The organism is Streptomyces sp. NPDC027189 (assembly GCF_055566975.1).
Genome location: NZ_JBVHRI010000015.1, coordinates 108,182 through 131,124, shown reverse-complemented (window position 1 = coordinate 131,124; position 22,943 = coordinate 108,182). Strand labels below are relative to the sequence as shown.

The following is a 22,943-nucleotide window of genomic DNA, read 5'->3' as shown; positions in this document are numbered from 1 at the left end:
CTTGCCCGCATGGGTGCTGTGAAGAACAAGCGGATGCCGCGTGCAGTGCGTGAACAGCAGATGCTGGACGCCGCCGTGTCGACCTTCGGGCAGCGGGGATACCGGGCCGCCTCGATGGACGAGATCGCCGAACTGGCGGGCGTGTCCAAGCCGTTGGTGTACCTGTACCTCAACTCGAAGGAAGACCTCTTCACCGCGTGCATCCGGCGTGAGGTCAAGGCGCTCACCGAAGCCGTCCGCGCGGGCGTGCGGCCCGGTCTGCCCGCCGACCGTCAACTCTGGGAAGGGCTGCGGGCGTTCTTCACGCACACCGCCGAGAACCCGGACGGCTGGGCGGTTCTGCATCTGCAGGCTCGTACGCACGGCGAGCCGTTCGCGGCCGAGGTCGCCGCGATGCGCGAGGAACTCGTCGTGTTCGTCACGCAGTTGATCGTCGTGGCCGCCCGTGAGGCCCACCGCGACCCGTCCCTCCCCGAACGCGAGGTCGCCGGTCTCGCCGAGGCCCTGGTCGGCGCCGCCGAGTCCCTCGCCGCCTGGGCCAACGCCACCCCGGGTGTCTCCGCCAAGCAGGCCGCCGCGACCCTGATGAACTTCGCCTGGGCGGGCCTGGGCGACCTCATGGAGGGACGGCCCTGGTCGCCGCCCGTCGCGGAGGCTCAGCCCGAGTAGCCCCATGCGCACGCCAGTGGTCGCAGCCCCTCGGGGACTTCGTCGGGGCGCGGAACCGGGCGCCCCGGCTGTACGGTGCCGCTCTTGATCTTGTCAGCGAGTGGCTGTTCAGCAGCACCCGCAGGAGTGTCGAGCCCGAGCGCGGCGGCGAGAGGACGAACACGGGAGCGCGCAGCAGCCGGTCGGCCTCGGGGCGGGCGGGTGGCCCGGTCGCGGGGGAGGAGAACGGCGGCCTCGCACCACGCGGGATCCGGGGCTCCGTCGCGCTCGCCGAGCACCCACTCCAGGAGGTTGAGGAGCTGGCGCGGCTCTCGACGAGGGCGAGGGTGCGGCTCGCGGTCTCGCTCCCGAGCGGTGCCGCCCGGTCATGCCTGTCCCCAGCGACTGAGGGTGGGTGCGACCTTCTCGCGGCCTACGCGGTAGAGGGACTTGGCGCCGTTGCGGGCGGCCCGGCGGACGACCGCCCTGAGGGGACCCGCGCCGCCTCCGCCCAGGGAAACCGGCAGCGGCCTGCCCTTCTCGTCGAAACCGTTGCGCTCCAGGATGCCGCCCAGATAGGCCCCGGCCCGCTGCGGCGAGTAGTAGGGCCGCAGCGGCGGCAACGATCCGCAGGCGCGCAGCGCGGCGAGCCGGGCACGGGCGGCGGCGTACGGGTCGCTCCTGCCGATGCCCTGGCGCGCCGCCCACACCGGGTCGACGCGCGGCAGCGCTCCCGCGTCCAGGTTGTCCCAGGAGACGAGGCAGCCGGAGTGCACGAAGTAGTGGTTGCCGTGCGCCTCGCGGACACCGAAGTCGGTGAGGATCGCGGTCGGGATGTCCCGGTGCATCGACTCCAGCGCCGCCGTGGAGCTCACGGTCACCAACAGGTCGGTACGGTCGAGGACTTCGCCCATGTTGCCGTAGACGAGCTGGAGGTTGGCGGGCGCGGGCTGGGCCAGCTCCTCGATGAGGATCTGGTACGGGTTGGCCTCGACGTGCGTCGTGTTCTCCCCGGGAAGGCTGCGCAGCTTCATCAGGACGAGCCGGTCGGGATGGAGCCGGGCGTGCGCGGCCGCTCGCTCCAGCAGCTTGAGCCGGGACTCCCGGCCCTTGGGCACGGAGGGCTGGACCGCGAAGGTGAGGGTGAACGGGCGGTCGGCGGAGGGTGCGTACGGGTCGCCGCCGAGGAACGGTAGCGCGCACTCCACGACGGAGTCCGGATCCACCCCGACGCCGGCGAAGGCGCCGCGGAACCGGTCGGCGTCGTACGCGCTGTTGGCGAGGACGACATCGGTGCCGGCGCGGGTGAGGAGCCCGTCGACCATCTTCTCGTAGACGACTCCGACGTATCCGGTGACGGTGACGGGCCGCCGCTCCCGCGCCTCCCACGCGATCCCCAGGCTGTGGGTGAGCGCCAGCGTCGTACCGCCGGCGGTCGCCATGACGACGACATCGGCCCCGGCCAGCTCCTCGTCGTCCACGAGCTCGGCCGCCGAGACCTCGCGCCGGGTGTCGGGCACGATCCCGATCTCCGCCAGCTGGCGCTCCGTCGGGGTGGCCCGGGTGCGCAGGAACACGGCGTCGAGCGCGTGCTCGGGGGCGATCTGCCGTGCGACCGATGCGCCCCACTTCCAGCGGGTGTCCGAGTCGGCGAGTACGGCGATACGTCTGGGGGGCATGGCTCAGGAGCCCTTCCTGGCGTGGGTCCGGCAGAGAGTGAGCCGAGGCTAGGAAGGGTGTCTGAGGATGGGATGAGCGATGGCTTGAAAGGGCCTTGGGGTGCTGGGCGCGGACTGTGAGGGAATTTTCAACCGGTCTGTCTGACCAGCGGGTTGTCGATGACAATGCGGCCGACGCGGTTGCCCGCGCCATGAAGTGTTCGCTCTTTGTTCATCAGTTTTCCGTACGGACGGGCCGTACTTCGCCGGTGAGGTGCACGCGCTCGGCACTCCGGAGTTCGAAGTCGGGGCCCTCGGCGGCGTAGGTGACGGTGCCCGGCAGCAGCACCGGCGATGTGAACGCGGCGCGCACGGTCACCGCGTCCCGCGGCCCGTACGCGGCGAGACAGCGGGCGACGGTCCACATGCCGTGGGCGATGGCCCGGGGGAAGCCGAAGAGGCGGGCGGTGATCGGATACAGGTGGATGGGGTTCCGGTCCCCGGATGCGGCCCCGTACCGCCGCCCGACGTCTCCGGCGAGGCGCCACTCGGTGAGCGCGGGCAGCGGCTTCCGCTCCGCCTCGGGCGCCTCCGAGGCCGGGCGGCCTTCGGTCCGGTGCCGCGCGAGGTACGTACTGCGCGACTCCCATACGAGGCTGCCCTCGGACCGTGCCTCGGTCACGACGGTCGCCTCGGTGCCCCGCCGGTGCGGCGCCAAGCCCGCCACGTGCACGGCGAGTTCGTACGCCGCCGTGGCCGCGAGCTCTCTTCGCTGGGTGATCTCGATCGAGGTGTGCACCAGTCCGAGCAGCGGCAGCGGGAAGGTACGGCCCGCCATGATCCGCATGGCCAGCGGGAATCCGAGGACGTGCGGGTAGGTGACGGGCAGCGCGTCCGCCCCCGTCGCGAAGCCGCACACCCGCTCGTAGGCGGCGAGCCGCGCGAGGTCGAGGCGCACGCCGGGAAGGACGAGCCGGGTCGCGGGCACGGCGGCGTCGGGGCGGGGACGCTTGAGCGGGGAGAGCAGGGCACCGCGGGCGAGGAGCGGCCCGAGCGCGGGGGAGGTGGTGAGGGTGTCGGACACTACGCCCCCAGCAGACTCTGGCCGCAGACCCGTACGACCTGGCCGTTGACCGCGCCGGAGGCCGGGTGGGCGAGCCAGGCCGTCGTCTCGGCGACGTCGGCGGGCAGCCCGCCCTGGGCGAGGGAGTTCATCCGGCGGCCCGCCTCGCGGATGAGGAGGGGGACGGCGGCCGTCATCCTCGTCTCGATGAAACCGGGCGCGACCGCGTTGACCGTGACCCCGTGCTCGGCCAGGGCGCGCGGGGCGAGGGAGCGGACCAGGCCGGCCACGCCCGCCTTGCTCGCCCCATAGTTCGTCTGGCCCGCGTTCCCGGCGAGGCCCGCGATCGACGCGGTGGCCACGATCCGGCCGCCGGGGCGCAGAGTCCCGCCCGCGAGCAGCGCGTCCGTGGTGCGCAGCACGCTCGCCAGATTCACGTCGAGCACCGAACTCCAGCGTTCGGCGGGCATGTTGACGAGTCTGCGGTCCCGGGTGATGCCCGCGTTGTGGACCAGCACGTCGAGGCCGTCGGGCAGCGCGGCGGAGACGCGCTCACCGGCGTCGGCGGCCGTGATGTCGAGCGCGAGGGCGGTGCCGCCGAGCCGTTCGGCGACGCGTTCGGCGTCCTGCCGTGCCGACGGCACATCGAGTACGACGACCCGGGCGCCGTCCCGGGCGAGGGTCTCGGCGACGGCCTCACCGATGCCGCGCGCGGCCCCGGTGACCAGGGCGGTACGTCCGGCGAGGGGGTGGTCCCAGTCGTCGGGTCGGGTGACCTCCTGGGGCGCGCCGACGTCGATCACCTGGCCGCTGACGTAGGCGGACTTGGGGGAGAGCAGGAAGCCGATGGTCGACTCGGCGGCGGTCGCGTCGGTGAGCCGTACGAGGTTCACGGTCCGCCCGCGCCCGATCTCCTTGCCGAGGGAGCGCACGAAGCCCTCAAGGGCCTGCTGAACGGCCGACTGGTGGTGATCGGCGGGGTCCAGGGGCGCGCCCAGCACCACGATCCGCCCGCTCGCCGCGACCGACCGCACGACGGGGTGGAGCGCCGCGTGCACCTCGGCGAGGGTGTCGACGTCACGCGCACCGGTGGCGTCGAGGACGACGGCGGCGGGCTTCTGCGAGCCGGTGCTCGTGCGCAGCCCCGTGCGGGCCGGAACGAGCGTCTCGTCGAGGTCCGACTTGCCGGCGGTGAGGTGCAGCAAGTCGCCTGTCAGTGAAGGATGCTGGGGCGACCAGCGTCGGAGAGCCGTCGGCTGCGGCAGCCCGAGGCGCCGTGTCAGGAACCGGCCGGGCGCGGTGCCGGCGAAGCTCAGATAGCGGTCGGCCATGTCCAGCTCCCTGCCCCTCGGATGCTTACTCTGGAGTAAGGTTACCGTAGGTAAGCCTGCGTCGACGTATGTCCGCGGCAGGGGGGCAGGGGGTGACGGCAATCCTGCAGCGGACGTGAAATTTCCTCACCTTAGGTCTGTCTCAACCCCCCGGTAAATTGGGGAGATTGATCTGGAACCGGTGCAGCCTCATGGGGCTGCCGAGGCTGCACAGGCCCGGCCCCGGACCAACCCCGAACCCGCACGAACCCCACACGTGGGAGCCGTACGATCTCCGACCTAACCAGCGGTAACACCCTGCGCGTGCACCGCTGGTGAACGCCTCAGTACGCGCCGCGCGTACCTCATGCAGCAGAGCAGTCCGCAGCTGCACGCCCCAGGAGCCGCCCCATGTCCGTCCCTCACGCGTCCTCACCCTCACCCGGCATCAACTCCGACTCCGGCTTCGACCTCGACTACGACGGCGGACCCGTACTCGTGGAGCCGGAGATACGGCGGCTGGACGGGGTGGCACGAGAGGCGTCCGTGCCGCTGTTCGCCGCACCGGCGATCCACGGTTCGCTGGCCGACCTGCCCTTCGACAACGCGAACACGGCCCCCGCCCAGGTGGTTCTCAGTCGAAAGGGGACGGACGGCCGCTGGACCGACGTGACCGCCGCCGAGTTCGCGGGTCAGGTGCTGGCACTGGCGAAGGGGCTGATCGCCGAGGGGCTGGTGCCGGGAGACCGGATCGCCATCATGGCGCGTACGACGTACGAGTGGACGCTCCTGGACTTCGCCGCCTGGGCCGCGGGCCTGGTGACGGTCCCCGTCTACCCCACCTCATCCGTCTACCAGGTCCGCTGGATCGTCCAGGACTCGGGTGCGGTGGCCCTGGTCACCGAGTCCTTGGCCGAGGCCGCGGCCCTCGGCCCGGAGCGCGAGCGACTGCCCGACCTGCGGCACATGTGGGTCGTCGAGAAGGGGCACCTGGACCGGCTGGCGGAGCTGGGCGAGCAGGTCCCGGACCAGGAAGTGGACATCCGCCGGGGCATGTTGATCCCGGACACCCTGGCCACCCTCATCTACACCTCGGGCACGACGGGCCGCCCCAAGGGCTGCGCGCTCACCCACGGCAACTTCCTCGCCGAGGTCGACAACGCGATCGAACTCCTCTACCCGGTCTTCAAGGCGAAGTCGGGCGACGAGGTGTCGGTCCTGTTGTTTCTGCCCATGTCGCACGTCTTCGGGCGCATGGTCGCCATCGCCTGCGTCCGCGCGCGGGTACGTCTCGGCCACGCGCCGAGCCTGAAGGCGGACGAACTGCTGCCGGACCTCGCGAGCTTCCGTCCGACGTGCCTGTTGGCCATCCCGTACATGCTGGAGAAGATCTTCAACAGCGCCCGAGCCCGTGCCGAGGCGGGCGGCCGGGTGTCGTCCTTCGACCGCGCGGCTTCTGTGGCCATCCGGTACGGCGAGGCCATGGAGGCACGGCAGACCGGCTCAGGTCCCGGACCCAACCGGGCCCTGAAAACCACCCGCGCCTTCTACGACCCCCTCGTCTACCGCCGCATCCGCAACGCCATGGGCGGCCGGGTACGGAACGCGATCTGCGGCGGCTCCCCACTCGGCCGGCGGCTGGCGGCCTTCTACGCGGGCGCGGGCATCGAGATCTACGAGGGCTACGGTCTGACCGAGACAACGGGCGCCGCCACGGTCACGCCCCCTCTCAAACCCCGCCTCGGCACGGTCGGCTGGCCACTGCCCGGCACCCGGGTCCGTATCGCCGCCGACGGCGAGATCCTGCTCTCCGGCGACAACGTGCTGCGCGGCTACTGGGACCCCCAGGCGGGCGGTGTGGTCCCCGCGGCCCCCGACGGCTGGCTCGCCACCGGCGACATCGGAGCCCTGGACGACGAGGGCTACCTCACCATCACCGGCCGCAAAAAGGAACTCCTGATCACGGCAGGCGGCAAGAGCGTGGCCCCGGCACCCCTGGAGAACTGGCTCCGCTCCCACCCGCTGATCTCCCAGTGCATGGTCCTGGGCGACGCCCGCCCCTACGTCACCGCCCTGTTCACCCTCGACCTCGACGGCATCACCCACTGGCGCCAGATGAACGGCAAGCACCCTGTCCCCGCGGAACTCCTCGTGGACGACGCCGAGTTGCGAGCGGTCCTCCAGCGGGCGGTGGACGAGGCCAACAAACTTGTCTCCCGCCCGGAATCCATCCGCCGCTTCGCCATCCTGCCCGTGGACTTCACGGAGGAGGCGGGCCATCTGACCCCGTCGATGAAGCTACGGCGGGAGGCGATCATGGGGGACTTCGCGACGCAGGTGGAGGAGCTGTACATGCGGTAGGGAGGCCCTGTTAGCCCACCTGGCCGCATGTGACGGTGCAGATCACCGGTCCGCGCGTCCTCGCGTGCTTCCATCGCGCCAGGAGGCTTATGACATGGCTGACGACCGACAGCAGGACACCCGCTCCAACCTCGCCGCGTCCCGGCGCCGTGTGTTGGCCGCGGCCGCCCTGGCTCCCTTACTCACCGGGGCCCCGACCGACGCCCACGCCCTGTCCACCAGATCGAAGAACCGTGCGCTGGTCAAGCCGGTGATGACCAAGCTGGCGGACTGGGCGGACGTGGGCGAGGCCCTTGGTGGACCGGGCGACATGAGGCGGTTCATGTACCACACGGGCCTGCCGCGCCGGGACCTCATGGTGTTCTCCCGAGGCATCCGGATCCGCCCATCGCTCGCCCTGGGCACGCACGTGTCCTTTGTCCGGTACGCCGACGGCAGCACGCTGCTGATGGGCGACGTCGTGGTCACCGAGCACGAACTGCAGTGCTTCAGCGACGCCCTGCAGGAGCGGGGGATCCAGCAGACCGCCATCCACAAGCACCTGCTCGCCCACACGCCGGACGTCTGGTGGGTCCATCTGCACGCCCACGGCCACGACCCGGTCGCCGTCGCCCGTGGTCTGCGTGCCGCGCTCGACCGCACCGCCACCCCGCCCGCCGAGCCGCCGGCCCCCTCGCCGCCCGTCGACCTGGACACCGCCGCCATCGACGCCGCGATGGGCGTCAAGGGCGCCACCGAAGATGGGATCTACAAGTGCACCTTCGTCCGCCGCGAGACCGTCACCGACGGCCATGTGATCCTGCCTCCGGGACTGGGCTCCACCACCGCGCTCATCTTCCAGCCGCTCGGTGACGGCCGGGCCGCGATCAGCGGCGACCTCGTGATGATCGCGGAGGAGGTCCAGCCCGTCCTCGTGGCGCTGCGGCGCGGCGGGGTCGAACTCGTCGAGGTGCACCACCACAACCTGACCGACGAACCGCGCCTGTTCTTCGTCCACGTCTGGGCCGTCGGCGACGCCGTGCAGCTCGCCGAGGCTCTTCGCCGCGCCGTGGACGCCACCAACGTCGTACCTATGCCTGGAGGAGCCGGCTGATGACCGGTGAGAATGAGACGATCACCTGCCCTTTCGACTTCAGCAAAGCCCTGGATTTCGACCCCGTGCTCGCGGACCTCATGCACCGCGATTCCCCCACCCGGATCCGGCTCCCCTACGGCGACGCCGACGCCTGGCTGGTCACCGACTTCGACTCCGTCAAGCAGGTGACCACCGACCACCGGCTCAGCCGGGCCGCCATCATCGGCCACGACTACCCCCGGCTGACTCCGGAGCCCATCGTCTCGCCCGAGTCGATCAACGTGATGGACCCGCCGCAAAGCAGCCGCGTCCGCCAACTGGCCTCGCAGGCCTTCACCAATCAGCAGGTCGACGGGATGCGGAGCCGGATCACCTGGCTCGCGGACGTCCTGCTGGACGAGATGGAGGAGGCGGGCCCGTCGGCGGACCTGGTTCAGCACCTCTCCGACCCGCTTCCCCAGCACACCATCCTGGACCTCCTCGGCGTCGAACGGGAGGAATGGCCCCAGATGCAGGAGTCCGTGCGCCGGCTGCTCGTCGTCGGCGCGGACAACAAGGAAGCCGCGGCGAGCGCCAAGGCCGATCTGACGGCCTACTTCGCCAAACTCGTCGAGCAGCGCCGGAACACACCCGGCAAGGACCTCATCAGCGTGATGGCCGAAGCGCGGGACGGCGAGGACCAGCTTGACGACAGGGAACTGGCGGTCATGGCACTGACGCTGACACTCAGCGGCCAGGACACGGCGACGTGCCAGATCAGCAACATCGCGTACCTGCTTCTGACGCGTCCCGAGCTGATGGAACACCTCAGGCGCCGACCGGAGACCCTGACTGACGTCCTGCAGGAGATGCTCCGTCACATCCCGTTCCGCAAGGGGGTCGGTATCCCCCGGGTGGCCCTTGAGGACGTGGAGCTGGGCGGCGTACGGATCCGGGCGGGCGACTTCGTCCATGTGTCCTACCTGACGGCCAACCGTGACTCCGAGCGCTTCCCGGACTCGCACGTCCTCGACCCCGACCGGCCGTACCAGCCGCACATGACGTTCGGCTGGGGCGGACACCGGTGCATCGCAGTGCCCTTGGCCATGGCGGAGCTGGAAGCGGCGATCGGGCGCCTCTTGCAGCGCTTCCCCGGGCTGCGTCTTGCGGTGCCGCCGGAGGAAGTGCGGTGGGACACGGAGACGATCCGGCGCTTTCCGCTAGAGCTGCCGGTGGCTTGGTAGAGAGGGAAAGGCCGACCAGGCCTCGGGAGAGAGGGTGAGGTGAGGGCCGGTGAGGTGCTTGGAGTCGCGGATGCGGATGGTGTGGGGCCGCAGGGCGCGACTTCGAGACAGTCGCCGCCCTCGCCCTCGCCGTAGCTGTAGCTGGACTTCCGCCAGGTGCAGGCGACTTCGAGGCAGTCGCCGCCCTTCGCCGCTGCTGTGGCTGGACTTGAACCAGTCGAGCCTCTCGGCGCTGAAGGATCCTCCAGCTTCTTTTCGATCAGGGCCCGGGACTCCATGGGGTTGAGTGCCAGTGCGCGCGTGATTCCATGGCGGTCGGCGATCTTCCGGACCTTCTCCGTATCGGTGATCAGCCCGTACCTGGGGAGTCGCGGAGCGCAAGGTGGGCAAGACGGTATGGGCCGCGCTGTCCCTCAGGCCCTCAGGCCCTCAGGCCCTCAGGCCCTCAGGCCCTCAGGCCCTCAGGCCCTCAGGCCCTCAGGCCCTCGGGGGCGCGGGGGCTGCGGGCGGACGGTGCCACTGACAGCCGCCCGTTCACGCCACCCCGGCAGCCCGCAGCACCGCCGTGGCTCCCGCCGCCCCGAGTACCACCACCGCGAACGGCGCCCGCCGCCACGCCAGTACGCCGCCCACCAGCACCCCCGCCGGCCGCGCCCACCCCGCGAACCCCCGAGCCTCCGTGAACGCCCCCGTGGCCAGCAGCGCCACGAGCAGCACCACCGCCCCGGCCGACAGCAACTGCTGTACCTGTACGGGAAGTTCCACCCGCTCCTGGAGCACCGGCCCGACCAGCCGGAAGGCGTACGTCCCGACCGCGAGCGCCAGGATCGCCGTCACCGCCGGGCTCACGACGGCCTCCGAGCCAGGAGTCCCGTCAGGGCCAGCAGCACCGGAACTCCCGGGGGGACGACGGGCGTCACCGCCAGTGCCACCGCCGCTCCGGCGAGCGCGGCGCGGCGTACGTCCGCGTCCTCCCGCAGTGTGCGCAGTACCAGCGCCACCAGTACGGCGGGGAACGCCGCGTCGAGTCCGTACGTCCCGGTGTCGCCCAGCGCGCTCCCGGCCAGGGCGCCGCCCACCACGCACACGTTCCAGACCGCGAACAGGCCGAGCCCCGAGATCCAGAAGGCGGCCCGGCGCCTGGCGAAGTCGGGCTGGGCCAGCGCGAAGGCGACCGTCTCGTCGGTGACCAGGTGGGCGCCGAGCAGCCGGGTCGCCCGGCCCCGGCCCAGTACATCGGCCACCGCCAGGCTGTACGCCGCCGTACGTGTGTTGAGCAGCAGCCCCGTCGCCGCCGCCGCGAACGGCCCGCCCCCGGCCAGCAGAATCCCCACCGCGCTGAACTGCGCCGAGCCCGCGTAGACCACCAGCGACATCACCACCGGCACCCATACGGGCAGCCCGCCGGCGACGGCGATGGCCCCGAACGACACGCCGACGACCCCGCCGGCGAGACAGACGAGGGCGACGTCCCTGAGCAGTTCCCGGTCGTCGTCGGTCATGGGTGTTCGGAGTGGCGAACGCATGTTTTCTACAATGAACAGTGCGTGCCCTGTTCGTCAAGGAGAACGATCGTACCGATGGAGCGAACGAAGTGACTGACGCAGACGGTGGGCCCCCGTCCCTCCTCCCCCTCGACTGGATCGCCGCCTCGCTGCGCCGCGAGCGCACCCGCGCCGGGCTCTCCCTCTCCGAACTGGCCAAACGCGCCGGCATCGCGAAGTCCACGCTGTCCCAGCTGGAGGCGGCGAGCGGCAATCCGAGCATGGAGACGATCTGGGCGCTGGGGGTGGCGCTGGGGGTGCCGTTCAGCGCGCTGGTCGAGCCGCCGGCTCCGGCGGTCCAGGTGATCCGCGCCGGTCGGGGGCCCGCTGTCGCCTCGGAGCAGGCCAACTATGTCGCGACCCTGCTGTCGGCCAGCCCGCCCGGCGCCCGCCGGGACATCTACCACCTGCGGGCGGAGCCGGGCGCGGCCCGGGAGTCGGAGCCGCACATCCCGGGCACGGTGGAGCACCTGATCGTGAGCACGGGGAGGGTGAAGGCGGGGCCCGCCGGGGATGCGGTGGAGCTGGGGCCCGGCGACTACATGTCGTACCGCGGCGACGTACCGCACGCGTACGAGGCGCTGGAGCCCGGGACGACATTCGTGCTCGTGATGCAGCACGTGTGAACACAAAGGCAGGAGCCCCGCGACCGGCTGGCGCGGGGCTCCTTGGGTACTGCTATCCGTTCCGGATCAAAGCATTGGGCTCATGGAGCCGAAGGCTTAGAGCGGGGTGACGTTCTCCGCCTGCGGGCCCTTCGGACCCTGCGTGACGTCGAAGGAAACCGACTGGTTCTCTTCGAGAGAGCGGAAACCGCTCGCGTTGATCGCGGAGTAGTGGACGAAGACGTCCGGGCCGCCGCCTTCCTGGGCGATGAAACCAAAGCCCTTTTCGGCGTTGAACCACTTCACGGTTCCGGTAGCCATAAGCCCTCCTTGGGCCCAAAGGGTTGCCCTGCTCCAGAACCTGCGATTGTGTAAACAACTGCATACGTCTGAAAACGACGAGAGCCCGCGGTCACATGCTCCGCAGGCTCTGTACTGCAAGGGAAACCAAACTGCAACTTGCGGCGAGCCTAGCACGCAGGCAGCCGAAAGCAATAGAGGGCAAGATCACGTCACCCGAATGTTTGACCCCGCTCGGGGATGGGTTGACGTCGCGGTGTCGCAAGGGTTGACACAAGGGGTCGAGATAGTTTCCAGAACCACTCCGGGACCCTGAAGCCTGCACCGTACCCCACGGGGTCTAGCCTCGCGATGTGGACAATCCTCGCACCCGGCCGCGCGTCGGCCACATCCAGTTCCTGAACTGCCTGCCCCTGTACTGGGGGCTCGCGAGAACGGGCACGCTCCTCGATTTCGAGCTCACCAAGGACACCCCGGAGAAGCTCAGCGAGAAGCTGGTGCAGGGCGAACTCGACATCGGGCCGATCACGCTCGTCGAGTTCCTCAAGCACGCCGACGAGCTGGTCGCCTTCCCGGACATCGCCGTGGGCTGCGACGGACCGGTGATGTCCTGCGTGATCGTCTCGCAGGTCCCGCTGGACCAGCTGGACGGCGCCCGGGTCGCGCTCGGCTCGACCTCGCGGACGTCCGTTCGGCTCGCGCAGCTGCTGCTGGCCGAGAAGATCGGCGTCCGGCCGTCGTACTACACGTGCCCGCCCGACCTCAGCCTGATGATGCAGGAGGCCGACGCCGCCGTACTCATCGGTGACGCGGCGCTGCGGGCCAATCTGCTCGACGGGCCGAAGTTCGGTCTGCAGGTGCACGACCTCGGCTCCCTGTGGAAGGAGTGGACGGGCCTTCCGTTCGTCTTCGCCGTCTGGGCCGCCCGGCGCGACTACCTGGAGCGCGAGCCGGCCGTCACCCGCAAGGTGCACGAGGCGTTCCTGGCGTCCCGGGACCTCTCCCTCGACGAGGTCGGCAAGGTCGCCGAGCAGGCGGCGCGCTGGGAGGCCTTCGACGAGCAGGTCCTGGCGCAGTACTTCACGACGCTCGACTTCCGCTTCGGCCGCCCGCAGCTGGAAGCGGTACGGGAGTTCGCGCGCCGGGTCGGCGCGACGACGGGGTTCCCGGCGGACGTGAACGTACGACTGCTGGAGTCCTGAGGGTCTTTCGGGTCCTGAGGCTCGGGGCGCTTGCGGCGGCGCATACGGCACTACGCTGCTGGGCAGTGCGTCCGGTGCGTACGGGGGAGGGATGAGCCGTGAGCGCCATGCAGCCGCTCGGAGTCGACGAACCCACGGTCGTGGGGCCCTACCGGCTGCTCGGCCGGCTGGGCTCCGGCGGCATGGGCCGCGTCTATCTGGGCCGCAGCGCGGGCGGCCGTACGGTCGCCGTCAAGATCGTGCACCCGCACTTCGCGCTCGACGAGGAGTTCCGCGCCCGCTTCCGCCGTGAGGTCGAGGCCGCCCGGCGGGTGGGCGGCGCGTGGACGGCCCCGGTCCTGGACGCGGACCCGGAGGCGTCGGTCCCCTGGGTCGCCACGGGGTACGCAGCCGGTCCCTCGCTCGCCGCCGCCGTCGCGGACGGCGGTCCCCTTCCGGTGCATTCGGTACGAGTCCTCGGCGCAGGCCTCGCCGAGGCGCTCTCGGCGGTCCACACGCTGGGTCTCGTCCACCGCGACGTCAAACCGTCGAACGTGCTGCTCACCCTCGACGGCCCGTTGCTCATCGACTTCGGCATCGCACGCGCCACGGACGGCACGGCGTCGCTGACCTCGACGGGCGTCTCGGTCGGCTCCCCCGGCTACATGTCGCCCGAGCAGATCCTCGGCAAGGGCGTCGCGGGGGCGGCGGACGTCTTCTCCCTCGGCGCGGTCCTGGTGTACGCGGCAACGGGCGAGTCGCCCTTTCCCGGGGACTCCTCCGCCGCTCTCCTCTACAAGGTGGTGCACGAGGAGCCCCGACTGGGCGCCATGGAAGGGGAGTTGCGCGAGCTGGTGTCGGCCTGCCTGGCGAAGGACCCGGGGGCGCGTCCGACTCCCGACGAGGTGGCGGTCCGGCTGGCTCCGCAGGGCGCGGCGCGGCTGGTGACGGCGGGATGGCTGCCGGGATCCCTGGTGGAACAGGTGAGCCGAAGTGCCGTACAGCTGCTGAACCTTGAGGCGACCGAGGCGGCGCCTTCCGGGCCGGTGGGCTTCAGCAGCCCTTCGGTGGAGGCGGGTTCAGGGGCGGGTGCCGTGGCAGGGGGAGGGACCGGAGCCGGGACGGGAGCGGGGATCGGAGCCGGGACGGGAGCGGGGATCGGAGCCGGGACGGGAGCGGGGATCGGAACCGGGACAGGAGCGGGGATCGGAACCGGGACAGGAGCAGGCACCGGAGCCGGGACCGAGGTGCCGGTGTCCGGCGGGGTGTTCGGGCCGCCGCCCGTGATGCCCGCGCAGGCAGCGGGCGTACCGGATCAGCGGCAGCCGCAGGACGTGGTGCCACAGCCCCCCAGCCACCCGGGCAAGGTCTCCGTCAGCGTGGCCGCGACCTCCGTACCCGGAGCGAACGGCCGTGGCCGCAGGCTGAGTTGCACGGTCGCCCTTGCCGTCGCGGGAGCGCTGGCGGCGGCGACGGTGGGCTCGGCGTTCCTGTTCGACCTGCTGCCGGGCGGCGGTGGATCGAACGACGCCGGCAGCGACGCGGGCGGCGCGCACCCCTCGGCCACGGTGAGCGAGAGCGCCCCCGGTGCCGGGGAGCAGCCGTCCGCGATCCCCGCCTCCTACCTGGGGACCTGGGAGGGCGACGGCCTCGCCCTCGGTGGTGCCCTCCCCATGGGCACCTTCCGCGTCACCGTCCACCGGGCCACCGTGGGCAAGGAGTTGGGCACCTTCCGCCAGACCGACCAGATCGGCGGCATCTGCGACGACGTACTCATCCTGAAGAGGGTGACGAAGAAGCAGCTCGTCGCCACGAGCATCGCCAAGAAGTCCAACCGCGACGTGTGCACCAAGGGCGAGCACGTCGTCCGACTGACCCCCGTCGGAACGGACTTGAAGTACGAGACGGACAACGCGGACGCCGGGGACCCGGTGGCCCGGATGTCGAAGGTCGGTTGACCGCAGACTGGGCGGAAATGCCGGAGCCCTCGTGCGGTTCAGGATGCCGTTGGGTCGCCGTGCAGCCGGACCGTGCTGAGGATCTTCATGATGGTCGCGTTGGGGACCTCGTCGTGAACACCCTTGGCGCCGAAGAAGCTCCATGCCACGAAGTCGTCAGCCGAGTTCGTGAAGCCGAACGTGAGCGCCTTGCCGTCGCTCGCGCACTTGCCTGTCTGGGGGGTGTTGGTCGACCGGGCCCAGGCAATGCTGCCTTTGACTCCCGCTTTGGTCGTGTACGGCTGGGCCTTCTCGTCGATCGTGAAGCTCTTCTTGTCCGGCTGGGTATAGGCGGCGTAGACCCACCAACCCACCGTGTTCACCGCCACCTGGGCGGTGTTCTTGGCGCCGCCGGCACCCTTGGTGCCGACGGTGGCCAGCGCCGTGTCCTCCGTCTGCCCGTTCTTGTTGTCGTCGGACGTGCACCACTTCGACTTGTACTCGGCAATGCCCGCCATGTAGGCGATGGGCTTGTCCGTCTTGTCGTCGGTGAAGCCGACGGCGGAGGCCTGGGACTGCACCTCCCAGTCTGTCGGCACGTCGAAGGCGATCCCCCATTTGGGATTGACGACGACCTTCCAGCCCGGGACGGTCGGCTTCTCGGTCTCGGTGCCGCGCGGGCTGTCGTCCGACCCGGATGCGGAAGCCGTGGCGCTCTGCGACGCACTGGCCGACGCGTTGACGTCCTTGCCGCCATCGAAGTTGTCGTCCTTGTTGCCCAGGACCAGGAAGCCGGTGACGCCGGCGGCCACGACCACGGCCGCGGCCACGCCGATCGCGACAATCTTCGTCCGCTTCCCACCGCTCCCGCCGTTCGGCGGCTGCGGCGCCCCTATGGGAGAGGGCGAGTCCCATTGTTGCTGCCCCGGCTGCTGATAGGGATTCGACTGCTGATAGCCCGGCTGCTGGTACGGGTTCGGCTGCTGGAACCCTGGATGCTGGTAAGGGTTCTGGTCCTGCGGGTTCTGCCCGCCCCCGGGCTGCTGCTGTCCTGGCCACATGAGCCGTAACCCTAATACGGCCTACCGCTGACACGTTTTCGGCATGCGGTCCCACGGCGTGGTCTGCGGTAGTGGTAGGCCGAGGATCCCGTGCACGGTCCCGGAACCGGCCGGGAGCAGGGGGTGGTAGCGAGTTGGCGGCCAATCAGGCCACAGTGTTCCTTCCCCGCTATCTTCTTCGCGGTCCTGAAAGAGGAGTGCTGGCCTCCGGGCCTCCTACGCTGGCCTCGCCCCGACCACCAAGTCGTCGGGGACCTCGATCCACGGCGAACACGCACCCAGGGGCGGTAACCGGCAGCTGAAACGCGCGATGTTCCTGTCCGCGTTCGCCGCCCTGCACGATCCCGCCTCCCGCACCTACTACGACAATGCCGGGCCCGTGGAAAGACCCGCACAAGCCCTCCTCCGCATCGCCCGCTACCGCATCAGCTTGCTGTTCCCCCGCCCCTTCGGACGCACCCGCGGCAATCGCTCCGTCTCGGTGGCGGCGACTTCGATCCCCGCGGCCCCCAACGAACTGAGACGCAGGCTGAGTTGCGCGGTGGCCCTGGCGGTGGCGGGAGCACTGGCCGCGGTGACGGTGGGCTCGGTCTTGGTCTTCAACCTCCTCTCCGGAGGCGGCGACGGAGACAATTCGGCGGGTGCCCGGCCCTCGGGGGCGACATCGGCGGCCCCCACGGACGAGTCCACACCCCCGGCGACGGTGCCGGAAACGGCGTACCGCGTCCTACGTAGGCACCTGGCGCGGCAAGGCCACCGCCAAGAGCGGCAACGCAGTGTTCGCACGCCGTTCATACGGTGCATCTGCTCCTGAAGGCGGGCAAACGGCTGGAATGCACATCTCAGGATCCGGAGTCGGGAGGATCCTAGGACGCGGCTTTCGCGAGTGTGACAGCCCTCGCTCACCAGTGACACCTCCCCATCTCCCCAGAATGTCCTTACTCTCTTCCCACTCCCGCACCGCCGGTGGCTAATGTATTCGTGAGTGCGAACGGGGAGGGGCCAGGCCATGAGCAAGCAGCGGCCGGATTACGATCCGCCCATGCCTGCGAACTTCCCTCCGGTGTACGAGGCCCGCTTCACCTGGACGCCGTTCCAGGTCCTGAGCGGTGCGTGGACCAAACGGCTCGTCGCCTTCCGCGTAGACGAACAGGGCGTGACGCTCGGCGGTGCTCCCGCGAAGTACCAGCGGCAGACCGCCTTCGTGCCGTGGCAGGACATCCAGTCGGTGGTCCTGTGGCAGCAGCACCTCACCGCGGGGGCACCGACCATGAACTATGTGGGTCTGCGCCGCCGGGCCGGGGCCCCTCCGCTTCCGGGGCAGAACGCCGGCTTGGACCCGGTGCAGACCACCCGCCTCGCCCCCCACGTCGACCACGAGGTCTTCCTGGCGAGCAGGCACATCAACCTGTGGTCCCTTGACCGGGGCCGTCTCGCCGAGGCGGTCGGGGCATTTGCCCCGGGGGTTCCGGTAGAGGAAGTATCCAAGGCCTAGTTGTCGCTGCCGCGACAAGAGCTGAACGGGAGGGGCGCGTACCGATGCGAGTGCGGGCGACCGTGGTCCGGGGAGGAGCCGCGCCACAGGAAACGTTGATCAACATCGACGACGGCACCACCGCGGCCGAAGTGGCGGCGGCGGTGGACCGGCTCGGCAGCCCCGCGGCGTCCCTGCCGTTCCAGGTCTCGCAGGTGGTGATTCCGTTCCCCGGGCAGGCGCCTCCGTGGCAGGCCCAGGAGTCCCCCGGCGGCACCGGCCTCTGGGTCGACGGCAGGCTCTGGGAGCCGCAGGCGCAGATCGGCGGGGCGCTGCGCGACGGCGTGCGGCTCACCACCGACCACGCCATCGGGCCCTTCATGGCCGGCGGCGAGCCCGCCGGACGGTTCGAGATCACGGTCAGCGGTGGCGCCGGCGCGGGCCGCGTGGCCCGCCTGAACGCCGGGGTCAGCACCATCGGCTCGCTGCCCAACTCGACCCTCGCGGTCGAGGACCCATACCTGGCGCAGTACGCCGCTCGTGTGACCGTCGACGTCAAGGGCCGGGTGGAGATCACCCCGTACGACGGCGTCACGCTCACGCTCGACGACGAGCCCGTGACCGGGCCGCGGGAGTGGCAGCCCGGCGTCCTCCTGAAGTCCGGCGAATCGCTCTTCAGCCTCTCCGAAGTCGGCCTGCCCGACGCCCACTTGTCGCCCGCGGGTGAGGGCGGCCTCGCCTACAACCGCCCGCCGCGGCTGACGTCGCCGCGAGCCAACCCCCGGCTGATCGTCCCCGTGGAGCCGAAGAAGGACGAGGCGCAGCGCTTCCAGCTGCTCTCGATGATCCTGCCGCTCTTTTTCGGAGTGGGCATGTACTTCATGATGCAGTCGGCCTACTTCCTCCTCTTCTGTCTGATGTCGCCGGTCATGATGCTCGGCCAGTGGTTCAGCGACCGGCGGCACGGCAAGAAGAAGTACGGGGCCGCGCTCAAGGAGTACAAGAAGGCTCTGGCCGACCATGAGGCCGAGGTGGAGCGGCTCGGCGAGGTCGACCAGCGCCGCCGCCGCGAGGCGTTTCCCGACCCCGGTCAGCTCCTCCTGTTCGCCACCGGCCCGCGGCGCCGCCTGTGGGAGCGCCGCATCACCGACCCCGACGCGATGCACTTGAGGGTGGGCTTCGGCGACCTGCGCGCCGAGATCGATTTGGCCTTCGCCCGCGGATACGTCGGGGACGAGGAAGAGCCGCAGCCTCCGGTCGTCACCAACGTCCCGCTGACGCTGCCCTTCGCCGAGCTCGGCGTCGTCGGCATCGCCGGCGACCGGGCGCGCGCTGTCTCCACCACTCGGTGGCTGGCCGCCCAGGCCGCGGTCCTGCACAGTCCTCGCGACCTCTCCTTGGTGGTCCTCTCCTCCGCTCCGGACGCAGCGGAACACTGGAGCTGGACCCAGTGGCTCCCGCACACCAGCCCCCAACAGGGACAGAACTGTGTGGCGTTGATCGGCACTGACGCCGAGTCGATCTCCCGCCGCGTCACCGAGCTCCTCAACGAACTCCAGCGCCGCCAGGCGATGGCCAAGGAGCACGGCGGCTTCAACGCACTGCGGCCCGGCTCCCAGGTGCTGCTCATCCTCGACGGGGCGCGGCTGCTGCGCCGGGTGCCCGGCGTCCCGCAGCTGCTCCAGGAGGGCCCGGCGGTCGGCATCTTCGCGCTGTGCGTGGACGACGACGAGCGGCTGCTGCCCGAGGAGTGCCGCACCGCCATCTGCTGGACCCCGGACTCACCGACCCGTGTCCACCTGCGGGGATACGGATACGAGGCGGTCGGTCAGATCCTCGCCGACCAGGTCTCCACCGCCTGGTGCGAACACATGTCCCGGGCCCTGGCCCCCGTACGCGATGTGAGCCGCGACGACGCCGACAGCGCGCTGCCTACGGCCGCCCGGCTGCTCAACCTCCTGGAGATGCCGAACCCGACGGGCGTGGACATCGCCCGGATCTGGCAGCGCGGCGGATCGACCACGGCGGCGCCGATCGGCATCGCCGCCGACGGTCCGTTCGTCCTGGACATCCGGCGCGACGGGCCGCACGCCCTGATCGCCGGTACCACCGGTGCCGGTAAGTCGGAGCTGCTGCAGACGATCATTACGTCGCTCGCGGTCGGCAACACCCCGGACGCGCTGAACTTCGTCCTCATTGACTACAAGGGCGGTTCCGCGTTCCTGGACTGTGCGCGGCTCCCGCACACCGTAGGCATGGTCAGCGACCTCGACGCCCATCTGACGGAGCGCGCCCTCGCCTCGCTCGCCGCGGAGCTCAGGCGCCGCGAGGAGATCCTCTTCGAGGCCGAAACCAAGGACATCGAGGACTACAACGACGCCCGCAGGCTCCGCCCCGAACTGGAGCCCATGCCGCGGCTCATGCTCGTCATCGACGAGTTCGCCTCGCTGGTCGCCGAGCTCCCGGACTTCATCGCGGGCCTTGTCGACATCGCCCGGCGAGGCCGCTCCCTCGGCGTGCACCTGATGCTCGCCACCCAGCGCCCCGCCGGTGTCGTCAGCGCGGACATCCGCGCCAACACCAACCTCCGCATCGCGCTGCGTGTCACCAACGGCGAGGAGTCCCGCGACGTCATCGATGCCGCCGACTCCGGCAACATCTCCAAGGCCACACCGGGCCGTTGTTACGTCCGCTCCGGCGCCCAGTCACTCGTCGGAGTCCAGACTGCCCGCATCGGTGGCCGCCGCCCCGGGCTCGACACGGCACCACAGGTCACCGTGAACCTGCTGAACTGGACGGCGTACGGGCATCCGCCGCCGCGCGCGGCCCAGGACGACGGCGACGACGGCACGCTGGTCACCGACCTCGCCGTCCTGGTGGACGCCATCGCCGACGGCGCGAAGCAGCTGGACTGCGCCACGCCCCGCACCCCCTGGCTGCCGCCCATCCCCGACCAGGTACAGCTCACCGAACTTCCCGAGCTGCCACCGGCACCCGTAGGCGCCGACACCGTCCGGCCGATCGCTTTCGGCCTCACCGACCTGCCGGCCGAGCAGGCGCGTGCCGCGCTCGCGCTGGACCTGGCCGACGGCGAGCACCTGATGATCGCGGGCGGCCCCCGTTCCGGACGCTCCACGGCCCTGCGTACGATCGCCGGCGCGGTCGCACAGAACTGCAGCCCCAGCGACGTCCACATCTACGGCATCGACTGCGGCGCCAACGCGCTGCTGCCGCTGACCACCCTTCCGCACTGCGGCGCCGTGGTGACCCGCGACCAGACGGCCCGCGTCGACCGTCTCCTCGGCAGGCTCCTCGACGAGGTCGGACGGCGTCAACTGCTGCTAGCCGAGAAGGGCCAGTCCAGCGCGGCCGAGCAGCGCGCGACGGCCGAGCCGGAGGACCGGCTGCCGTGGATGGTGGTCGTCTTCGACGGCTGGGACGCGTTCCGTCTCGCCTTCGAGAACTACGACTACGGCCGCCTGGTCGAGTCGGCGAAACGGATCTTCCGCGAGGGCGCCGCTGTCGGCGTCAAGGTCGTCCTCGGCGTGGACCGTAGCGGTCTCATGGGTGAGATCGCCAGCTCTTTCGCGGAGCGCCTAGTCCTCCGTCTCGCCGACCCGCAGGACTACTCGTTTGCGGGCATCATGCCGAAGGACGTGCCCAAGGAGGTCCCGTCGGGCCGCGCACTCAAGGGCACCGACGAGGGCGTCCGGGAGAGCCAGATCGCGCTCCTCGCCGAGAACCCGAACGGCCAGTCGCAGGTGGCCGCGCTCCAGGAGATCGCCCGGACGGCTACCCAGACCTGGCCCCGCCCAGCTCCCGAACAGCGCCCGATCCGCGTCGACGTGCTCCCTGCCCGCATCAAGGCGTCGGAGGCCATGGCCCTCCAGCCCGACTTCACCCCACCCTCGGACCTGTGGGCGCTCTTCGCGGCGGGCGGCGACGAACTCTCGCCGCTCGGGATGGACTTGGAGGAGTCCGGCCCCGGCTTCGTCATCTCCGGCCCGCCGAAGTCGGGCCGCTCCAGCACGCTGGTGGCGGCGACGGTGTCGCTGCTGCAACGGGGGACCGAGGTGATCCTGGTGACGCCGAGGCGGTCGCCTTTGCGGGAGTTCGCCTCGGAGGACGGTGTGTTGGGCTCGCTCAACGCCGAAAGTTCGAGTGACGAGCTGGAGGCGCTGACGCAGAGTGCACGCGGTCCGTACGTGATCGTGGTGGACGACGCCGAGTTGATCTACGACACCTCGCTGGACGAGGCCCTGGAGGAGGAGATCCGCCGCGGCATGGACGGCGGCATCGGCGTGATCATGGCGGGCGCGGTGGACACGCTGTCCTCGCAGTACCGCGGCTCCGTGGTGCAGGCCCGGAAGTCGCGGAACGGCCTGCTCCTGTCGCCACAGGGCTCGGCGGACGGCGAGATGTTCAACATCCGCATCTCGTCGAACAGCGCGACCGGGGGACCGACGGGGCGTGGACTGTTTGTGCAGGGTGGGGAAGTGATGCCAGCTCAGGCGGTGTTGCCGGACTGAGAGTTGAGCGGGGTGGCGCGTCTTCGGGTGCCCGCTCCTCAACGTCCTGAAATGGCAAATACATTCGGGCCGGACAGCTTGGAAGCTGTCCGGCCCGAATGTATTTGCTCGACCTTTAACCAGTCCTTGACTAGTCGTTGATCGTGTCGTTCGCCTGGGCGGCGTCGTGTGTCTCCTTGCGGGCATTCTCAAGAGACGTCAGGAAGTTCTTCAGCTGCGGCTTCAGCTTGTCCCATTCCTCCCGGAATCGGTTGGCTCGGCCGCCCTTCCAGAACTCCTCGCTGTGGCTCGTGCCATTCGAAATGGCGCGGATCAGGTCATCGAGGTTGCCGTGCTGAGTCTTGAAGGTCCCGGAAAGAGACCGGAGCCGAGTAGTGTCTGCGCCCTTCATGCCGGCATTGCCGCCGCTCATGGCGTTCCTCCCCGTGTATCGAAAGCCAGACGAACCTTACGTCCGCCGGAGTCGATGCTATCGCAATGGGCAGACATTCGTCATCCGGCCTTGTACCCTCCCGGAGTTCGCTTGCCTGGGGGGTCGGGGGCTCCGTATTCTTGACCTGGATCAACCTGGAAATCTGGCCGACAACATCCTGATGCAACGCTGGAGGGGCAGTGGGGGACGACGGCAAGGGCAAGGGCGCGGACGATGAGCCGCAGGTCGATAACCCTTATGTGACCCGTCTTGAGACATTGAAGACGAATCTCGTGGACGAGGTCAAAGAGCTGAAGAAGTGCCTCAAAACCGCAACTCAGGACGTAGGCGGTGACGGGAAGACGGGCAAGTCCTGGGTCGGCAAGACGGCCAACAAATGGCATGACGAGGTCCAGGGCAACCGTGGCCGAATGATCAAGGAGATCGAGAAGCTCATCCCGGCCGTTGATGCGCGGATCAAGGAACTGCCACCCAAGGTTCCCGCGTCCACGGCGAGAATGATGAACAAGGAAATGCAGTACATGTGACCCGCGCGCGGTGA

The 22,943-nt window shown here is 70.1% G+C and carries 21 protein-coding genes and 1 pseudogene; 11 read left to right on the top strand and 11 right to left on the bottom strand.

The window, feature by feature from the left end:
- Positions 1-9: 9 nt before the first annotated feature.
- Positions 10-669: a TetR/AcrR family transcriptional regulator gene (locus tag ACZ4RZ_RS31120; RefSeq protein WP_467749605.1), complete on the top strand. Its 660-nt coding sequence runs from the start codon at positions 10-12 to the stop codon at positions 667-669.
- Here the strand turns inward: ACZ4RZ_RS31120 and ACZ4RZ_RS31115 are convergent.
- The 4 genes from ACZ4RZ_RS31115 to ACZ4RZ_RS31100 form a co-directional block, all read right to left on the bottom strand.
- Entirely contained in the window at positions 617-787 is a 171-nt protein-coding gene (locus ACZ4RZ_RS31115) for a hypothetical protein (RefSeq protein WP_467749604.1), read from the bottom strand. The two genes, ACZ4RZ_RS31120 and ACZ4RZ_RS31115, sit on opposite strands and share 53 nt — an antisense overlap.
- Positions 788-1,034: 247 nt before the next feature.
- Entirely contained in the window at positions 1,035-2,327 is a 1,293-nt protein-coding gene (locus tag ACZ4RZ_RS31110; protein WP_467749602.1) for a DUF6716 putative glycosyltransferase, read from the bottom strand.
- Positions 2,328-2,541: 214 nt separating this feature from the next.
- Positions 2,542-3,390: a MaoC family dehydratase gene (locus ACZ4RZ_RS31105; RefSeq protein ID WP_467749601.1), complete on the bottom strand. Its 849-nt coding sequence runs from the start codon at positions 3,388-3,390 to the stop codon at positions 2,542-2,544.
- Complete coding sequence (locus ACZ4RZ_RS31100) at positions 3,390-4,700, bottom strand: 3-oxoacyl-ACP reductase (protein WP_467749599.1); 1,311 nt, start codon at positions 4,698-4,700, stop codon at positions 3,390-3,392. Before ACZ4RZ_RS31100 ends, ACZ4RZ_RS31105 begins: the two co-directional genes overlap by 1 nt.
- Positions 4,701-5,090: 390 nt before the next feature.
- Between ACZ4RZ_RS31100 and ACZ4RZ_RS31095 the strand changes: the two genes are divergently transcribed.
- From ACZ4RZ_RS31095 to ACZ4RZ_RS31085, 3 genes are all read left to right on the top strand, one after another.
- On the top strand, positions 5,091-7,040 hold the full coding sequence (locus ACZ4RZ_RS31095) for an AMP-dependent synthetase/ligase (RefSeq protein ID WP_467749598.1): 1,950 nt from the start codon (positions 5,091-5,093) through the stop codon (positions 7,038-7,040).
- Between the two features lie 94 nt (positions 7,041-7,134).
- Positions 7,135-8,133 (top strand): DUF1259 domain-containing protein, encoded by a 999-nt coding sequence (locus ACZ4RZ_RS31090; RefSeq protein ID WP_467749596.1) that lies wholly within the window; start codon positions 7,135-7,137, stop codon positions 8,131-8,133.
- Positions 8,133-9,338, top strand: coding sequence for a cytochrome P450 (locus tag ACZ4RZ_RS31085; RefSeq protein WP_467749594.1), 1,206 nt, complete (start codon positions 8,133-8,135; stop codon positions 9,336-9,338). Before ACZ4RZ_RS31090 ends, ACZ4RZ_RS31085 begins: the two co-directional genes overlap by 1 nt.
- On the opposite strand, the gene ACZ4RZ_RS31080 is transcribed toward ACZ4RZ_RS31085, so the two are convergent.
- The 3 genes from ACZ4RZ_RS31080 to ACZ4RZ_RS31070 form a co-directional block, all read right to left on the bottom strand.
- Positions 9,315-9,719 (bottom strand): DUF397 domain-containing protein, encoded by a 405-nt coding sequence (locus ACZ4RZ_RS31080; protein WP_467749803.1) that lies wholly within the window; start codon positions 9,717-9,719, stop codon positions 9,315-9,317. The genes ACZ4RZ_RS31085 and ACZ4RZ_RS31080 overlap by 24 nt on opposite strands.
- 153 nt (positions 9,720-9,872) lie before the next feature.
- Positions 9,873-10,187 (bottom strand): AzlD domain-containing protein, encoded by a 315-nt coding sequence (locus ACZ4RZ_RS31075; protein WP_467749593.1) that lies wholly within the window; start codon positions 10,185-10,187, stop codon positions 9,873-9,875.
- Positions 10,184-10,864, bottom strand: a complete 681-nt coding sequence (locus tag ACZ4RZ_RS31070) for an AzlC family ABC transporter permease (protein WP_467749591.1) — start codon at positions 10,862-10,864, stop codon at positions 10,184-10,186. Before ACZ4RZ_RS31070 ends, ACZ4RZ_RS31075 begins: the two co-directional genes overlap by 4 nt.
- 68 nt (positions 10,865-10,932) lie before the next feature.
- On the opposite strand from ACZ4RZ_RS31070, the gene ACZ4RZ_RS31065 reads away from it, so the two are divergent.
- Positions 10,933-11,508, top strand: coding sequence for a helix-turn-helix domain-containing protein (locus ACZ4RZ_RS31065; RefSeq protein ID WP_467749590.1), 576 nt, complete (start codon positions 10,933-10,935; stop codon positions 11,506-11,508).
- Positions 11,509-11,604: 96 nt separating this feature from the next.
- On the opposite strand, the gene ACZ4RZ_RS31060 is transcribed toward ACZ4RZ_RS31065, so the two are convergent.
- Complete coding sequence (locus ACZ4RZ_RS31060) at positions 11,605-11,808, bottom strand: cold-shock protein (RefSeq protein WP_010986243.1); 204 nt, start codon at positions 11,806-11,808, stop codon at positions 11,605-11,607.
- A gap of 332 nt (positions 11,809-12,140) precedes the next feature.
- Between ACZ4RZ_RS31060 and ACZ4RZ_RS31055 the strand changes: the two genes are divergently transcribed.
- Entirely contained in the window at positions 12,141-12,989 is an 849-nt protein-coding gene (locus ACZ4RZ_RS31055; protein WP_467749588.1) for a menaquinone biosynthetic enzyme MqnA/MqnD family protein, read from the top strand.
- A 107-nt stretch (positions 12,990-13,096) separates the two neighbouring features.
- Entirely contained in the window at positions 13,097-14,926 is a 1,830-nt protein-coding gene (locus tag ACZ4RZ_RS31050; protein ID WP_467749801.1) for a serine/threonine-protein kinase, read from the top strand.
- Between the two features lie 38 nt (positions 14,927-14,964).
- Here ACZ4RZ_RS31050 and ACZ4RZ_RS31045 read toward each other — a convergent pair whose 3' ends face one another.
- On the bottom strand, positions 14,965-15,966 hold the full coding sequence (locus ACZ4RZ_RS31045; protein ID WP_467749586.1) for a DUF8017 domain-containing protein: 1,002 nt from the start codon (positions 15,964-15,966) through the stop codon (positions 14,965-14,967).
- 211 nt (positions 15,967-16,177) lie between these two features.
- Between ACZ4RZ_RS31045 and ACZ4RZ_RS31040 the strand changes: the two are divergent.
- Positions 16,178-16,405 (top strand): annotated as a pseudogene (locus ACZ4RZ_RS31040) (transposase); the annotation flags it as partial.
- Here ACZ4RZ_RS31040 and ACZ4RZ_RS31035 read toward each other — a convergent pair.
- Positions 16,384-16,569 (bottom strand): hypothetical protein, encoded by a 186-nt coding sequence (locus tag ACZ4RZ_RS31035; protein WP_467749585.1) that lies wholly within the window; start codon positions 16,567-16,569, stop codon positions 16,384-16,386. The pseudogene ACZ4RZ_RS31040 and the gene ACZ4RZ_RS31035 overlap by 22 nt on opposite strands.
- A gap of 439 nt (positions 16,570-17,008) precedes the next feature.
- Here ACZ4RZ_RS31035 and ACZ4RZ_RS31030 point away from each other — a divergent pair, with 439 nt between their 5' ends.
- On the top strand, positions 17,009-17,461 hold the full coding sequence (locus tag ACZ4RZ_RS31030) for a hypothetical protein (RefSeq protein ID WP_467749583.1): 453 nt from the start codon (positions 17,009-17,011) through the stop codon (positions 17,459-17,461).
- Between the two features lie 44 nt (positions 17,462-17,505).
- Entirely contained in the window at positions 17,506-21,969 is a 4,464-nt protein-coding gene (locus ACZ4RZ_RS31025) for an FtsK/SpoIIIE domain-containing protein (RefSeq protein ID WP_467749581.1), read from the top strand.
- A 130-nt stretch (positions 21,970-22,099) separates the two neighbouring features.
- On the opposite strand, the gene ACZ4RZ_RS31020 is transcribed toward ACZ4RZ_RS31025, so the two are convergent.
- Entirely contained in the window at positions 22,100-22,381 is a 282-nt protein-coding gene (locus ACZ4RZ_RS31020; protein WP_467749579.1) for a WXG100 family type VII secretion target, read from the bottom strand.
- Between the two features lie 200 nt (positions 22,382-22,581).
- On the opposite strand from ACZ4RZ_RS31020, the gene ACZ4RZ_RS31015 reads away from it, so the two are divergent.
- Positions 22,582-22,929, top strand: coding sequence for a hypothetical protein (locus tag ACZ4RZ_RS31015; RefSeq protein WP_467749578.1), 348 nt, complete (start codon positions 22,582-22,584; stop codon positions 22,927-22,929).
- Positions 22,930-22,943 lie beyond the last annotated feature (14 nt).

Excerpts from the sequence above, each read along its gene's own strand:
- ACZ4RZ_RS31045 (WP_467749586.1), bottom strand. The coding sequence starts at position 15,966 with ATGTGGCCAGGACAGCAGCAGCCCGGGGGCGGGCAGAACCCGCAGGAC.
- ACZ4RZ_RS31090 (WP_467749596.1), top strand. The coding sequence starts at position 7,135 with ATGGCTGACGACCGACAGCAGGACACCCGCTCCAACCTCGCCGCGTCC.
- ACZ4RZ_RS31050 (WP_467749801.1), top strand. The coding sequence starts at position 13,097 with ATGCAGCCGCTCGGAGTCGACGAACCCACGGTCGTGGGGCCCTACCGG.
- ACZ4RZ_RS31100 (WP_467749599.1), bottom strand. The coding sequence starts at position 4,700 with ATGGCCGACCGCTATCTGAGCTTCGCCGGCACCGCGCCCGGCCGGTTC.
- ACZ4RZ_RS31020 (WP_467749579.1), bottom strand. The coding sequence starts at position 22,381 with ATGAGCGGCGGCAATGCCGGCATGAAGGGCGCAGACACTACTCGGCTC.
- ACZ4RZ_RS31095 (WP_467749598.1), top strand. The coding sequence starts at position 5,091 with ATGTCCGTCCCTCACGCGTCCTCACCCTCACCCGGCATCAACTCCGAC.
- ACZ4RZ_RS31120 (WP_467749605.1), top strand. The coding sequence starts at position 10 with ATGGGTGCTGTGAAGAACAAGCGGATGCCGCGTGCAGTGCGTGAACAG.
- ACZ4RZ_RS31070 (WP_467749591.1), bottom strand. The coding sequence starts at position 10,864 with ATGCGTTCGCCACTCCGAACACCCATGACCGACGACGACCGGGAACTG.
- ACZ4RZ_RS31060 (WP_010986243.1), bottom strand. The coding sequence starts at position 11,808 with ATGGCTACCGGAACCGTGAAGTGGTTCAACGCCGAAAAGGGCTTTGGT.
- ACZ4RZ_RS31085 (WP_467749594.1), top strand. The coding sequence starts at position 8,133 with ATGACCGGTGAGAATGAGACGATCACCTGCCCTTTCGACTTCAGCAAA.
- ACZ4RZ_RS31025 (WP_467749581.1), top strand. The coding sequence starts at position 17,506 with ATGCGAGTGCGGGCGACCGTGGTCCGGGGAGGAGCCGCGCCACAGGAA.
- ACZ4RZ_RS31110 (WP_467749602.1), bottom strand. The coding sequence starts at position 2,327 with ATGCCCCCCAGACGTATCGCCGTACTCGCCGACTCGGACACCCGCTGG.
- ACZ4RZ_RS31030 (WP_467749583.1), top strand. The coding sequence starts at position 17,009 with ATGCCTGCGAACTTCCCTCCGGTGTACGAGGCCCGCTTCACCTGGACG.